Source organism: Cronobacter malonaticus LMG 23826, assembly GCF_001277215.2.
Classification (GTDB): Bacteria; Pseudomonadota; Gammaproteobacteria; order Enterobacterales; family Enterobacteriaceae; genus Cronobacter; species Cronobacter malonaticus.
Window position 1 is genome coordinate 3,512,746 of sequence record NZ_CP013940.1, and the last position, 14,192, is coordinate 3,526,937.

Annotated in this window: 14 protein-coding genes and 3 tRNA genes; 4 read left to right on the forward strand and 13 right to left on the reverse strand. The window is 57.7% G+C overall.

The features are described from left to right. Positions 1 to 4: 4 nt before the first annotated feature. The 13 genes from deoD to AFK66_RS16505 all read right to left on the reverse strand — a co-directional run bounded on the left by deoD (position 5) and on the right by AFK66_RS16505 (position 12,558). Complete coding sequence (deoD, locus tag AFK66_RS16450; protein WP_004386471.1) at positions 5 to 724, reverse strand: purine-nucleoside phosphorylase; 720 nt, start codon at positions 722 to 724, stop codon at positions 5 to 7. Positions 725 to 797: 73 nt separating this feature from the next. Further along, positions 798 to 2,021: a phosphopentomutase gene (deoB, locus tag AFK66_RS16455; protein WP_007779619.1), complete on the reverse strand. Its 1,224-nt coding sequence runs from the start codon at positions 2,019 to 2,021 to the stop codon at positions 798 to 800. Between the two features lie 52 nt (positions 2,022 to 2,073). Beyond that, complete coding sequence (gene deoA / locus AFK66_RS16460; protein ID WP_007779616.1) at positions 2,074 to 3,396, reverse strand: thymidine phosphorylase; 1,323 nt, start codon at positions 3,394 to 3,396, stop codon at positions 2,074 to 2,076. Positions 3,397 to 3,498: 102 nt separating this feature from the next. Continuing rightward, on the reverse strand, positions 3,499 to 4,278 hold the full coding sequence (deoC, locus tag AFK66_RS16465) for a deoxyribose-phosphate aldolase (RefSeq protein ID WP_007790471.1): 780 nt from the start codon (positions 4,276 to 4,278) through the stop codon (positions 3,499 to 3,501). Positions 4,279 to 4,615: 337 nt separating this feature from the next. Further along, the gene (locus AFK66_RS16470; RefSeq protein ID WP_007778881.1) at positions 4,616 to 5,893 is read right to left on the reverse strand and encodes a NupC/NupG family nucleoside CNT transporter; all 1,278 of its coding nucleotides are present in this window, start codon (positions 5,891 to 5,893) and stop codon (positions 4,616 to 4,618) included. 123 nt (positions 5,894 to 6,016) lie between these two features. Then, entirely contained in the window at positions 6,017 to 6,802 is a 786-nt protein-coding gene (locus AFK66_RS16475) for a metal-dependent hydrolase (protein ID WP_007778879.1), read from the reverse strand. After that, positions 6,799 to 7,932: a patatin-like phospholipase family protein gene (locus AFK66_RS16480; protein WP_023899476.1), complete on the reverse strand. Its 1,134-nt coding sequence runs from the start codon at positions 7,930 to 7,932 to the stop codon at positions 6,799 to 6,801. Before AFK66_RS16480 ends, AFK66_RS16475 begins: the two co-directional genes overlap by 4 nt. Positions 7,933 to 8,046: 114 nt before the next feature. Beyond that, positions 8,047 to 8,208 (reverse strand): DUF1328 domain-containing protein, encoded by a 162-nt coding sequence (locus AFK66_RS21695; RefSeq protein WP_002437547.1) that lies wholly within the window; start codon positions 8,206 to 8,208, stop codon positions 8,047 to 8,049. 127 nt (positions 8,209 to 8,335) lie between these two features. Further along, on the reverse strand, positions 8,336 to 8,950 hold the full coding sequence (gene osmY / locus AFK66_RS16485) for a molecular chaperone OsmY (protein ID WP_007778875.1): 615 nt from the start codon (positions 8,948 to 8,950) through the stop codon (positions 8,336 to 8,338). A 406-nt stretch (positions 8,951 to 9,356) separates the two neighbouring features. Then, a complete protein-coding gene (gene prfC / locus AFK66_RS16490; protein ID WP_004386477.1) occupies positions 9,357 to 10,946 on the reverse strand; it encodes a peptide chain release factor 3 in 1,590 nt (529 codons plus the stop codon). Positions 10,947 to 11,037: 91 nt separating this feature from the next. After that, positions 11,038 to 11,715: a pyrimidine 5'-nucleotidase gene (gene yjjG / locus AFK66_RS16495; protein WP_007778870.1), complete on the reverse strand. Its 678-nt coding sequence runs from the start codon at positions 11,713 to 11,715 to the stop codon at positions 11,038 to 11,040. Between the two features lie 20 nt (positions 11,716 to 11,735). After that, positions 11,736 to 12,179 (reverse strand): ribosomal protein S18-alanine N-acetyltransferase, encoded by a 444-nt coding sequence (gene rimI / locus AFK66_RS16500; RefSeq protein ID WP_032983476.1) that lies wholly within the window; start codon positions 12,177 to 12,179, stop codon positions 11,736 to 11,738. Continuing rightward, positions 12,148 to 12,558, reverse strand: coding sequence for a DNA polymerase III subunit psi (locus tag AFK66_RS16505; RefSeq protein ID WP_032983477.1), 411 nt, complete (start codon positions 12,556 to 12,558; stop codon positions 12,148 to 12,150). The genes rimI and AFK66_RS16505 overlap by 32 nt, the downstream gene beginning before the upstream one ends. Positions 12,559 to 12,663: 105 nt before the next feature. Between AFK66_RS16505 and rsmC the strand changes: the two genes are divergently transcribed. The 4 genes from rsmC (at position 12,664) to AFK66_RS16525 (ending at position 14,142) form a co-directional block, all read left to right on the forward strand. Beyond that, a complete protein-coding gene (gene rsmC, locus AFK66_RS16510) occupies positions 12,664 to 13,692 on the forward strand; it encodes a 16S rRNA (guanine(1207)-N(2))-methyltransferase RsmC (protein WP_023899481.1) in 1,029 nt (342 codons plus the stop codon). 130 nt (positions 13,693 to 13,822) lie between these two features. Next, a tRNA-Leu gene (locus AFK66_RS16515) sits at positions 13,823 to 13,908 on the forward strand. A 32-nt stretch (positions 13,909 to 13,940) separates the two neighbouring features. Further along, positions 13,941 to 14,026 (forward strand) — tRNA-Leu (locus AFK66_RS16520). 30 nt (positions 14,027 to 14,056) lie between these two features. Further along, positions 14,057 to 14,142, forward strand: a tRNA-Leu gene (locus tag AFK66_RS16525). Positions 14,143 to 14,192 lie beyond the last annotated feature (50 nt).

Here is a 14,192-nt window from a genome sequence, read left to right on the forward strand (position 1 = left end):
AAAATTACTCTTTATCGCCCAGCAGCACGGATTCCAGCGCAATCTTGATCATGTCGTTAAACGTGGTCTGACGCTCTGCCGCGGTGGTCTGCTCGTGGGTACGGATATGGTCGGACACGGTGCAGATGGTCAGCGCTTTCGCGCCGAATTCCGCCGCCACGCCGTAGATGCCTGCCGCTTCCATTTCCACGCCCAGGATGCCGTATTTCTCCATCACGTCGAACATTGACGGGTCCGGCGTATAGAACAGGTCTGCGGAGAAGATGTTACCTACGCGCGCTTCCACGCCCAGCGCTTTCGCCGCGTCTACCGCGTTACGCACCATGTCGAAATCCGCGATCGCCGCGAAATCGTGATCTTTGAAACGCAGGCGGTTCACTTTGGAATCGGTGCACGCGCCCATGCCGATAACCACATCGCGCAGCTTAACGTCTGCACGCACCGCGCCGCAGGAGCCGACGCGGATGATTTTCTTCACGCCGAAATCGGTGATCAGCTCTTTGGTGTAAATAGAGCAGGACGGGATACCCATGCCGTGGCCCATAACGGAAATCTTACGGCCTTTGTAAGTCCCGGTGAAACCCAGCATGCCGCGCACGTTGTTCACTTCGCGCACGTCTTCCAGGAAGGTTTCTGCAATGTGTTTTGCACGCAGCGGGTCGCCCGGCATCAGCACAACGTCCGCGAAATCGCCCATCTCAGCGTTAATATGTGGGGTTGCCATCTCTGTTTCCTTTTTAGTTTTTTATGTTGCCGGGCGGCGGCGGCACACCCGGCCTGCAACTGACTATCGTCAGTTAAAATAGAGCCTTGCCGTATTCCATGTCAGACAGGCCAAAGTATTTGGCGACAGTCTGGCCGATATCAGCAAAGGTATCGCGGTGACCGAGCGAGCCCGGTTTCACTTTCGGGCCGTAGACCAGCACCGGAATATGCTCGCGGGTGTGATCGGTGCCTTTCCAGGTCGGGTCGCAGCCGTGATCCGCGGTAAAAATGATGATGTCATCTTCGCCAACCAGCTCCAGCAGCTCCGGCAGGCGGCGGTCAAACAGCTCAAGGCCGCCCGCGTAGCCTGCAACATCGCGTCGATGGCCCCAGGAGGAGTCAAAGTCCACAAAGTTGGTGAAGACGATGGTGTTGTCGCCCGCTTCTTTCATCTCTTTGATGGTGGCGTCAAACAGCGCGTCAAGGCCAGTGGCTTTCACTTTTTTAGTGATGCCCATGTTGGCATAGATATCCGCGATTTTACCGACAGACACCACGTGACCGCCCTTCTCGTCCACCAGCTTTTTCAGCACGACCGGCGACGGCGGCTCAACGGCCAGGTCGTGACGGTTGCCGGTACGCTGGAAGTTGCCCGCTTTGTCGCCGACAAACGGACGCGCGATAACGCGGCCAATGTTGTAGCCGCCTTCGGTCAGCTCTTCACGCGCGATTTCGCACAGCTCATAAAGGCGGTCCAGGCCGAACGTCTCTTCATGGCAGGCAATCTGGAAGACGGAGTCGGCGGAGGTGTAGAAAATCGGCTTGCCGGTTTTCATATGCTCTTCGCCCAGCTCGTCCAGAATCACCGTCCCGGAGGAGTGGCAGTTACCGAGGTAACCCGGCAGGTTGGCGCGTTCCACCAGCTTGTCGAGCAGCTCCTGCGGGAAGCTGTTTTTCTCGTCGGTGAAATAACCCCAGTCGAACAGCACGGGCACACCGGCGATTTCCCAGTGGCCTGACGGCGTATCTTTACCGGAGGAAAGCTCATGCGCCCAGGCGTATGCGCCGGTGATTTCCGCATTGCCGTCCATGCCGGCAGGAATAAAGCCAGTGGCGCCTTCATGCGCTTTTGCAAGGCCCAGCTTCGTCAGATTCGGCAGATGCAGCGGGCCTTTACGGCCGATGTCTGCTTCACCTTTGGCGCAGGCCTCGGCGATGTGGCCAAGGGTGTCAGAACCCGCGTCGCCAAAGCGTTCCGCGTCTTCTGTCGCGCCAATACCAAAGGAGTCCAGCACCATAATAAATGCACGTTTCATATTTTCTCCGTACCTATTGCGCTGTAAAAAAGTGATCAGATCAGTATGCCACTTATTCGCTGATTCTGCGATAGACAACCGGTGACGTTTTCGCCGCCGTATCGTCAACGTTGATGGCCGCTTTAACGGCCGCCGCCGCTTCCTGCCAGCTCGCTTCGCTCTTCGCGTGGATGATGGCCAGCGGACGCTCGCCGTCAACCTGTTCGCCAAGACGCGCCATATCGGTCAGGCCGACGCTGTAATCAATGCTGTCGGACGCCTGACGGCGACCGCCGCCCATGGCCACGACCGCCATGCCGAGCGCGCGGGTATCCATTTGCGTAACAAAGCCGGAACGGTCGGCATAAACCGCTTTGCTGAGCGTGGCCGCAGGCAGGTAGCGATCGTAGTTGTCGACAAAATCCGCCGGGCCGTTTTGCGCGGCCACCATGCGCCCGAAAATCTCCGCCGCCTGGCCGTTGTCCAGGACCTGTTGTAGCTTCGCGCGCGCTTCGGTCTCGTCTTTCGCAAGCCCCCCGGAGAGCAACATCTCGACGCACAGCGCCATCGTCACTTCCAGCAGGCGCGGGTTGCGGTAATCGCCGGTCAGGAAGCGCACCGCCTCACGCACTTCCACCGCGTTACCGGCGCTGGAAGCCAGCACTTCATTCATGTCGGTCAGCAGCGCGGTTGTGCGCACGCCTGCGCCATTCGCCACGCCGACGATCGCCTGCGCCAGCTCTTCAGAGAGCGCATAGGTCGGCATAAATGCCCCGCTACCCACTTTCACGTCCATCACCAGCGCGTCCAGCCCTTCGGCGAGCTTTTTCGCGAGGATAGAAGCGGTGATAAGCGGAATAGAATCAACGGTCGCGGTAATATCGCGCGTGGCGTAGAAGCGTTTATCCGCCGGTGCCAGCGAGTTGGTCTGGCCAATTATCGCCACGCCGACGTTTTTAATAATGTCGCGAAAGCGATTGTCGTCAGGGAAAATATCAAACCCCGGGATCGCTTCCAGTTTATCGAGGGTGCCGCCAGTGTGGCCCAGCCCGCGCCCGGAAATCATCGGAATGTAACCGCCGCACGCCGCCACCATCGGGCCAAGCATCAGCGAGGTCACGTCGCCCACGCCGCCGGTGGAGTGTTTATCCACGACCGGGCCGTTAAGGTTCAGGCTTTTCCAGTCCAGCACGGTGCCGGAATCGCGCATCGCCATCGTCAGCGAGACTCGCTCCGGCATGGTCATGTCGTGAAAGAAAATCGTCATCGCCAGCGCGGCGATCTGGCCTTCGGACACGGTGTTATCGCGAATGCCGTTAATAAAAAAGCGGATCTCTTCGTCGCTGAGCGCATGGCCGTCGCGCTTTTTACGAATAATTTCTTGAGCGAGGAACACGGTACCCCCCGTGAATAAGGAAGAACGATGGCGGGTCACGCGAAGCCCCCGCCCGGTGTTTCGGTTGGCCTGATGGCAAAACGCCATCAGGCACAACGTGGCTTAGTAGCTGCTGGCGCTTTTGCCGTCGCCGTGGCCAAGCGCCTGAAGCAGGCTTGCCAGCAGGCTGGACGCGCCAAAGCGGTAGTGACGGGCATCGGCCCAGTCGGCACCCAGCAGTTCATCGGCGACCGCCAGATATTTGGCCGCGTCTTCCGCTGTGCGCACGCCGCCTGCCGGTTTAAAGCCCACGGTTTTCGCCACGCCCATATCGCGGATCACTTCCAGCATGATGCGGGCGCTTTCCGGCGTCGCGTTCACCGGCACTTTACCGGTTGAGGTTTTGATGAAATCAGCACCCGCTTTGATGGAGATTTCAGACGCCTTGCGGATCAGGGCTTCTTCTTTCAGTTCGCCGGTTTCGATAATCACTTTCAGCAGCACGTTGGCCGCCGCGCAGGCGTCTTTACAGGCTTTCACCAGGTCAAAGCCCACCTGCTCATTGCCCGCCATCAGCGCGCGGTACGGGAAGACCACGTCCACTTCGTCTGCGCCATAGGCGATAGCCGCGCGGGTTTCCGCCAGCGCGATGTCGATGTCGTCGTTACCGTGCGGGAAGTTAGTGACAGTGGCGATACGGATATCCGGCGTCCCCTGCTCGTTCAGCGTTTTACGGGCGATCGGGATAAAGCGCGGGTAGATGCAGACCGCGGCGGTGTTGCCCACCGGGGTTTTAGCCTGACGACATAAGGCGATCACTTTTTCATTGGTGTCGTCGTCATTCAGGGTGGTGAGGTCCATCAGTTGCAGCGCACGCAGGCTGCTTTTGGTTAAATCGGTCATAACTTTCTCCAACTAAAAAATGCATCTCGGGTGAGAAACTCAACACGTTGGAGCGGTCGTGGTTCCATGAAGAAGAGCGGCGTCATCCGCCGTCACGCTGAGATCCGTCTCACCGCACATCATTGCTATCAATGTTAAAATTCTAACACCGACAGGCAGGGTGATTTTGTGTCTTGTTTCACAAATTACAAAGTACTGTTTGCATACTTTGCGCCATTATATGTGATTAACACAACATTATGACAGTCGGAATCGTGCGCCGGAAATAAAAAAGGCTGGCGCGACGCCAGCCTGAATATCACCGAAAATGTGAAAATAATAACATTCTCACATCCTGCTACAGCGCGAGAAACAGTCCAGCAATCGTCGCGCTCATCAGGTTAGAGAGCGTACCGGCCGCTACGGCCTTAAGCCCGAGTTGCGCGACTTCATGACGACGGTTGGGAGCCATGCTGCCAAGGCCGCCAATCAGGATGGCGATAGAAGAAAGGTTAGCAAATCCGCACAGCGCGAAAGAAATAATCGCTTTAGTATGGTCAGAGAGCACCTGCAAGCCCGCCGCCGCTACCGCAGCGTCCTCTTTCAGGTATTCGCCGAAATTCATATATGCCACGAATTCGTTGATGATGAGCTTCTGACCGATAAACGAGCCCGCGACCATCGCCTCATCCCACGGCACGCCAATCAGCCATGCCACCGGCGAGAACAGCCAGCCGAGGATCAGTTGCAACGATAGCTCCGGGTGATTAAACCAGCCGCCGATGCCGGAGAGCATGCCATTCAGCAGCGCGATAAGCGCTACAAACGCCAGCAGCATCGCGCCAACGTTAAGCGCCAGTTGCATCCCGGCGGACGCACCAGAGGCGGCGGCGTCCAGCACGTTCGACGGACTGTCGGGATCGCGCTGCGTGGTATCGAGTTGCGGCGCGTCGTGCGGGGTTTCCGTCTCCGGAATAATGATTTTGGCGAACAGCAGTCCGCCAGGGGCCGCCATAAAGGACGCCGCAATCAGGTATTCCAGCGGCACGCCCATCTGGGCATAGCCCGCCAGTACTGAGCCTGCCACCGACGCCAGGCCGCCGCACATCACGGCAAAGAGCTCAGAGCGGGTCATCGTGGCGATGTACGGGCGCACCACCAGCGGCGCTTCGGTCTGGCCGACAAAAATATTGGCGGTCGCCGAGAGTGATTCAGTACGGGAGGTTTTCAGCACTTTACGCAGCGCGCCGCCCAGCAGGCGGATCACCAGTTGCATGATACCGAGATAATAGAGCACCGCGATAAGCGAGGAGAAGAAGACGATAACCGGCAGAACGCGCAACGCGAAGATAAACCCGCCGCCGCCGAACACCTCAAACATTTTGTCCGACACCAGCCCGCCAAAAAGAAACGAGATGCCGTCATTGCCGTAAGCGATAACGTTCGCTACCCCTTCAGACATCGCCAGCAGCACTTTGCGCCCCGCAGGCACGTAGAGCACCAGCGCGCCGATAGCAATCTGAATCAGCCAGGCACCCACGACGGTGCGAAGATTAATCGCTTTTCTGTTACTGGAGAGTGCGACCGCGATGAAAAGCAGCGCCAGCATTCCCACCAGGCCCATCAATATTTGCATACAGTATCCCTGAGATATGAGTGAATTATGTTGTCCCGCGCAGGCAGGCGGCGCGATTTAACGACAGGGAATCTGCTGAAATCCAGACGCTTTACGCTTTTTTAAACAAGCGTGGACAGTGGGTCACATTTTGAGACGTGGGAATAGCGCGCGGGTATTTTCGAAGAGAGTATGAGCGATAACGTCCGGCGGCTCAGGGCGCAACTCGCAAAGCACCTCAAACACGCCGTTAACGCGCTCCGGGCGGTTCGGCTGCCCCTGCCAGCCGTTCAGCGGCATATCGGGCGCGTCGGTCTCCAGCAGTAGCGCAGACAGCGGCAGTTTTGCCATAACGTCACGCGTTTTTTGCGCACGCGGATAGGTAATGGTGCCGCCCACGCCGATCCGGTAGCCGAGATCCACAAAGCGTTGCGCCTGTTGCAGGCTGCCCGCGAAGCCATGCACCACGCCGGTACAGGGCAGCGCGTGGCGCTTAAGGTGCATCGCGAGTTTATCGTGGGTGCGGCGCGAATGCAGGATCACCGGCAGATCATAGCGTTTCGCGAGCCGCAACTGGGCGTCGAGTATCGCTTCCTGGCGTTCAAACAGCGGATTTTCCATGTAGAGATCGAGCCCAATCTCGCCTATCGCCACCAGTTTTTCCGCCTGCTGTTGCAGATGATGCTCCAGCAGCGCGAGGCTCGCATCGTTATGGTTGCCAATAACAATAGGATGCAAACCGATGGCCGCCCACAGCGCCGGGAAACGTGTGGCAAGCTCCAGCACTGTCGCGAAGCGCGCGGCTTCCACCGCAGGCACAATAATATGCTCAACGCCTGCCGACGCTGCCTGCGCCAGGCTTTCAGCCTCGGTGCCGGTAAAGGGCGGGAAATCAAAATGGCAGTGGGTGTCGATAAAGCGTCGCATCATGCCAGATCCTCATCGCTGAACGTCGCGTCGTTCGCCTGCTCGGTTTTGACCAGCGGCGCGTCCAGCGCATCGTTAGCGACGGTCGCCGGCGGCACCACGATGGTGGTTTCCGGTACGACAGGTGCCAGCACTTCAGCCGCCGCGGCAACCGCGGCCGGTTCAGCAATCGGCAGCACTGGCCGCGTACCGTAACGGCGCAGCGGCGGCTTGCTGACCAGCAGTTTGCCGACAGTGGCCAGGAAATAGCGCCCGCACAGACGCCCCAGTTTGTAATCTTCCATCAGCGCCGGAAGACGGCTGCCGAGCGCCATGCTGGTCAGCGCGCGGGGCGGAGAAATTTCGAAAACCCGCAGTTTACCGGGCGGGTTCTCAATAAATTCCTGAATCTCGCGATAGGTTTTTTCGTGGTGCTGAACCAGATTGAGCAACGGCTGCAGGCTGCTGTCGGTCAACCAGCGCTCCATGCGCTTGAACCACTGCGGCGTGTAGTACATCTGCGACGGCACGGTGCGGATAACGACCAGCGTCGTGGCACCGAGGCGCGCCGCCTCGCGCACCGGAATCGCATCGCTCACGCCGCCGTCAAAATAGTTCACACCGTTGATATCTACGCCGGGGCGATAGAAGCCCGGAATGGCGCTGGAGGCGCGAACAATCTCCAGCCAGTTGCTCTCCTGCGGCGCGAAATAGCCGGGCGAGTAGTCATCGCGTCGACAGGCGCACATATAAAACGCTTTGCCGTCGTCAAACAGCCGCATCGCGTTGCCCATATTGAGCGGCATACGGGCGGACGTGGCTTCGGTCAGCCAGTCGAGATCGATAAGATTGCCGCCGCGCACAAAGCGCACCGGGTCAAAGAAATCGCGAGAGGTGGTAAAGCGGGTAATGACGCGCCGGGCGTAGCCAGGCTGGTTACAGACGTACGCTGACAGGTTTTGCGCCCCGGCAGAGGTGCCGAGAAAGAAGTCGAACGGGTTGAATTGCGCGCGCATGAATTCGTCCAGCACGCCGGCAGTAAAGATCCCGCGCTGACCGCCACCTTCACAGACGATAGCCAGCTTACCGGGACGAAACGGTTTCACCGCCAGCGGCGCTATGCTGCCCGGCGTTACGGGAATACGTTGTCCCACCCTGCTTTCCTGTTGTTATCCGTCGCGCGCCGCGCGAACGTTTTACGGTGCCATAAACCAGCAAAGCCAGTCACAGGGACTGGCTTTGCCGTCTGTCAGTTATCTTTTATCACACTATGGGCGACGACGGCCCATAAAAAGGCTAACCAGGAACAGAATAATACCAACAACAAATACGATTTTCGCTGCGCCTGCTGCGGTACCTGCCAGGCCACCAAAGCCCAGAGCGGCCGCAATCAACGCGATAACCAGAAAGATAATGCCCCAACGAAACATAAGACTCTCCTTTACCATAGTTAATCTTTATACCGCTTCTTAATGAACGCAGCGTCCACTGGCGGTGTCATCCAGCTGATAGTGCTTACCTTCCCTCCCGGCGCGAACCGGGAGAGGGGCATGCCTGTTACGACTTCACTTTTAGATCGTTTTTGACGCTCTTCACGCCATCAACTGCTTTTGCGATGCTTTCTGCGCGCTGAGACTGTTTTTCAGACTCGACGTGACCGGAAAGCTGCACCACACCGTCGGTGGTTTCGACTTTCACATTACGCGAAGGAACGATGTCATCCGCCAGCAGTTTCGCTTTGATTTCGCTGGTGGTGGCCGCGTCACCCGCATAACCTTTCACCGACTTGTCTTTACCGTCGCGTACGTGCAGCTTGTCGCTGACAGAAGAAACGCCTTCAACGCCTTTGGCGATTTTCACCGCTTCTTCGGCCTGGGCCTGGCTTTCAACGAAGCCGCTCAGCGTCACCACGCTTTTCTCAGTTTTAACAGAGATGTCGGTGCTCTTAATCTGTTCGTCATCTACCAGCGCCGCTTTAACTTTAGCGGTGATGGCGCTATCGTCCATGAAGTTACCGACTTTATTCATAGAGCTATCGATTTTTTGCCCTGCGCTATCCGCGGTAGATTTGGTGCTTTCAACGGCGGAGTTCTCTGCGAATGCAGAAGAGGACGCCATGACAGAACCCAACACAACAGCCAGCAGAGTTTTTGAAATCTTAGTCTTGTTCATCGATTCGTTCCTGTAGTTTGCTCAGAATTTGAGCCGCAAGCCGCCACGTCAGCGGCTTTCCTAACAGCAGGCATAAGCACCGCTGATGAGTTATTCGCGCCGCGCCGGCAAGGCATCGTCAGAGGGTCAGTCAGACAGCCGTCGCGTTGCGAAAACTCAGTTATTAATATGGCAATAATAACGTTTATGATGATGAATCACCGGATGAGAAGCGCTTAGCGGCATTTCATCCCGACGACGTTGTCATCACATTGTTAAATATAGATCAGCTTCGCAAAAACGCCTGGGCAACGGCGGGAAAAATCGCCAAAACAGCAGAGAAAGCAGGAATTTAAGAACATTCCGCATGGCGGAGAAAAGGAGGGAAAACGAGGCAGGACGCGGCTTTGCCGCGTCCTGAAGGGGATTAGTGCTCGCGCGTTTTACGGAAGGTCACGTCCGGGTAACGCTCCTGTGTAAGGTTAAGGTTGACCATGGTCGGGGCGATATACGTCAGGTTGTCGCCGCCATCCAGCGCCAGCTGAACCTCGTTCTTACGTTTGAACTCTTCGAATTTCTTCGCGTCGTCACACTCCACCCAACGGGCCGTCGCCACGTTGACCGATTCGTAAATCGCCTCAACGCTGTATTCGCTCTTAAGACGCGACATAACGACATCAAACTGCAGCACGCCAACCGCGCCAACGATCAGATCGTTGTTGGAGAGCGGACGGAACACCTGCACCGCGCCCTCTTCTGAGAGCTGAACCAGCCCTTTCAGCAGCTGTTTCTGCTTGAGCGGATCTTTCAGGCGAATACGGCGGAACAGTTCCGGGGCGAAGTTCGGGATACCGGTGAACTTCATGCTTTCACCCTGCGTGAAGGTATCGCCAATCTGAATCGTACCGTGGTTGTGCAGACCGATAATATCGCCCGGATACGCCTCTTCGACATGCGAACGGTCGCCCGCCATAAAGGTCAGCGCGTCGGAGATAACCACATCTTTACCAGTACGCACCTGGCGCAGCTTCATGCCCTTTTCATATTTACCGGATACCACGCGCATAAATGCCACGCGGTCGCGGTGTTTCGGGTCCATGTTGGCCTGAATTTTAAACACGAAACCGGAGAACTTCTCTTCGCTTGCTTCAACCACGCGGCCATCGGTCTGACGCGGCATCGGCGCAGGCGCCCACTCCACCAGGCCATCCAGCATGTGATCGACGCCAAAGTTACCCAGCGCAGTCCCGAAGAACACCGGCGTGATTTCACCGCTCAGGAACAGTTCGCGGTCAAACTCATGCGAAGCGCCTTTCACCAGTTCCAGCTCGTCGCGCAACTGCGCGGCCAGCTCGTCGCCCACGGCCTGATCCAGCTCCGGGTTGTCCAGCCCTTTAACGATGCGGACTTCCTGAATGGTGTGGCCCTGACCGGTCTGGTACAGGTAGGTTTCGTCATTATAAAGGTGGTAAACGCCTTTAAAGAGTTTGCCGCAGCCAATCGGCCAGGTGATCGGCGCACAGGCGATCTTCAGCTCGTTTTCCACTTCATCCAGCAGTTCCATCGGATCGCGGATGTCACGGTCGAGTTTGTTCATAAAGGTCAGGATCGGCGTGTCGCGCAGACGGGTGACTTCCATCAGCTTACGGGTGCGATCCTCAACGCCTTTCGCGGCATCGATAACCATCAGGCAGCAGTCCACCGCCGTCAGCGTGCGGTAGGTATCTTCCGAGAAGTCTTCGTGGCCCGGGGTGTCCAGCAGGTTAACGAGACAATCATGGTAAGGGAACTGCATCACGGAAGTGGTAATAGAAATCCCGCGCTGCTTTTCCATCTCCATCCAGTCCGATTTCGCGTGCTGGCTGGAACCGCGGCCTTTTACCGTACCGGCGACCTGAATCGCCTGTCCGAACAGCAGCACCTTTTCGGTGATCGTCGTTTTACCAGCGTCCGGGTGCGAAATGATGGCAAAAGTGCGGCGCTTGGCCACCTCTTGCAAATAAGGAGACAACGTCATAATCAATCTTCTGTGTAAGCGCGCGGCCAGGCGCCACGCGGCGAGTGAGCGAAAAATGCGGCTATTTTACCCATCTGCCAGGGTCAGACAATCATTGTTTACACAGCAGTTGCTCCAGTTCGCTTAACGAGGTGACCTGCCAGGTCGGGGCGATATCTTCCGGCAGCGTGCGTCCGTGGTGGTTGAGCCAGCAGGTCGCGAGCCCCGCGTTGATGCCACCCAGAATATCGGATTCCGCCGTGTCGCCCACCATCAGCACGCGCGAGCGATCGGGGTTGCCCATTTTCTCCAGCGCATAGTCGAAGATTTCCGGGGCGGGTTTCGCCACGCCAACCTGTTCGGAGATAACCAGTAAATCAAAATAGTCGCGAAAACCGGTGCGCTCAAGACGGATCTGCTGCAGCGCCGTAAAGCCGTTGGTAATGATGCCCAGTTTGACTTTGCCTTTGAGCGATTCCAGCAGCGACGCCGCCCCCGGCAGCGGCGCGCAGATCTCCGCCATCGCGTTCAAAAAGGCACTGTTCAGATCGCCTGCCGGCACGCTCAGACGGTCGGCCCAGCCCTGAAAACGCTGGTGCTGCAACTGTAACGCGCTGATGGCACCGTTCTGGTAATCGACCCACAGCGGTTTATTCACGGCCTGGTATTCGTGAAAATCCTGCTCGGTAAACGTTACGCTGTAGTCCAGGAACATGCGCTGCAGGCCGCCAAAGGCGTCGAAAGTAAACAGCGTTTCGTCAGCGTCAAAAAGAATCCAGTCCCACTTCATTACGTCACCTTTCTTGATTATCAGCCCAACGGTAGCGCCATGATAATGGCGTCTTCGCGCCCGTCGGACGTCGGGTAATAGTTGCGGCGAATCGTCGCCTCGTTAAAGCCCAGGCTTTCATAGAGCGCGCGCGCCGCGTGATTCGAGGCGCGCACTTCGAGCCAGAGCGTCAGCACGCCGCGCGCCTCAAGCGCCTCGATAAGATGTTCCAGCAGCGCGCGGCCCAGGCCGCGGCGCTGAAAGGCCGGGTCGACCGCGATATTAAACAGCGTGGCTTCATCCAGCACGACCTGGGTAATCGCGAACGCGGCCATTTTACCGTCGACATCCAGGCACAGGTTCAGGTAGCGCTCGCCCTGGTTGCTGGCAAAGGTTTTTTCGCTCCAGGGAAAGGCATGAGCCCGCTGTTCAATCGCGAAAGCCGCTGGCAGATCAGCGCTCTGCAGTAAGGAAATCATCTTCATGCTCACAAATTTGTTGCCAGAGATCGGCGCGCGCCGGACCGCTGCGCTGTAACGTTTCCAGCCCCGGCGTCACCAGCCGGGCGCCGGGCAACTCAGGCGGCGCGTCCACGCCCAGACACCAACTGTTGCAATGGGCGTCATGCAGCATCGCCACGCGATCGGGAGTTAACTGCATCACCTGATCGGCATTAAGCGCCAGCGCGCGCAGCACATCTTTTATTAAGGGCTGCGTGAGCGGCGGCGGCTCGGCGGCCACCATGACCAGGCGAATATGAGGAGGCAGCACAATGGCGATTTCACCCAGCAGCGCGGCGGGGCGACGCAATACCCACTGGGTAATGCCCAGTTGCTGTAATCGCCAGTCTCGTCGGGATGTCATAGGGATGCCTGAATCAGTGCCGAAGGGCCGCAAATATAGCAAATCCGTCGAACATGCGCCAACAAACCACTATAATCGCCCCTCAAGTTTCCGAAGGAGTGTTTCATGTCTGGTTTTTCCCCGGCAAGCGAAGTTCTGCTGCGCCACAGTGATGATTTTACCGAAAGCCGCGTTCTGTTTGCCGGCGATATGCAGGATGACCTGCCGGCGCGTTTTGATACCGCGCAAAGCCGCGCGCATACGCAGCAGTTCCACCACTGGCAGGTGCTGAGCAAGCCGATGGGCGATAACGCGCGCTATGGCCTGGTGGCCGACGCCGATATCGTGGCGGACAGCGATACCCTGATTTACTACTGGCCGAAGAACAAACCGGAAGCCCAGTTCCAGCTGATGAACCTGCTGTCGCTGCTGCCGGTCGGCACCGATGTTTTCGTGGTGGGCGAAAACCGCAGCGGCGTGCGCAGCGCCGAGGCGATGCTGGAAGCGTACTGCACGCTTAATAAAGTCGATAGCGCGCGTCGCTGCGGGCTGTATCACGGTCGCCTTGAAAAACAGCCGGAATTCAATGCCGATGGCTGGTGGGGCGAATACCAGGTCGACGATCTGACCATCAAAACCCTGCCGGGCGTCTTCAGCCGCGACGGGCTGGATGTCGGCAGCGATCTGCTGCTCTCAACCCTCTCGCCACATACGAAAGGCAAAGTGCTGGACGTGGGTTGCGGCGCGGGCGTGCTGGCCGCAGTGCTGGCAAGCCATTCGCCGAAAGTGCGTCTGACCCTGTGCGACGTGAGCGCGCCTGCGGTGGAAGCGAGCCGCGCCACGCTTGCCGCGAACGGTTTTGAAGGTGAAGTGGTCGCGAGCAACGTCTTCTCTGAAATCAAAGGCCGCTTCGATATGATTATCTCCAACCCGCCGTTCCACGACGGCATGGAGACCAGTTTTGAAGCCGCGCAGACGCTCATTCGCAGCGCAGTGCGCCATCTGAACATCGGCGGCGAACTGCGTATTGTGGCGAACGCGTTTCTGCCGTATCCCAACGTGCTCGACGAAACCTTCGGCAACCATGAAGTGCTGGCGCAGACCGGCCGCTTTAAGGTGTATCGCGCCGTAATGGGCCGCAACGCGAAGCGTTAAGGGTATTCACGCGTCGAATGCCGCTTTTTGCATCATTTGGAAAAGCGGCATGCAATTAAGTGTTGACGAAGTCCAGAAAACATCTAGAATGCGCCTCCGTGGTTGCAATACTTCCCGGTATTGCTGGTATGCGAAGGTGGCGGAATTGGTAGACGCGCTAGCTTCAGGTGTTAGTGTCCTTCGGACGTGGGGGTTCAAGTCCCCCCCCTCGCACCAAAGACCACGCAAGAAAGTATCGCTCGCACTGCGCGAAGGTGGCGGAATTGGTAGACGCGCTAGCTTCAGGTGTTAGTGTCCTTCGGACGTGGGGGTTCAAGTCCCCCCCCTCGCACCAATGCGATGGCGATACGATAAAAGAGACAGTGCGAAGGTGGCGGAATTGGTAGACGCGCTAGCTTCAGGTGTTAGTGTCCTTCGGACGTGGGGGTTCAAGTCCCCCCCCTCGCACCACTTCTTTTATCCCTTCTTCTGCTTCCCTCTGCTTTTTTCTGTGGTTTATT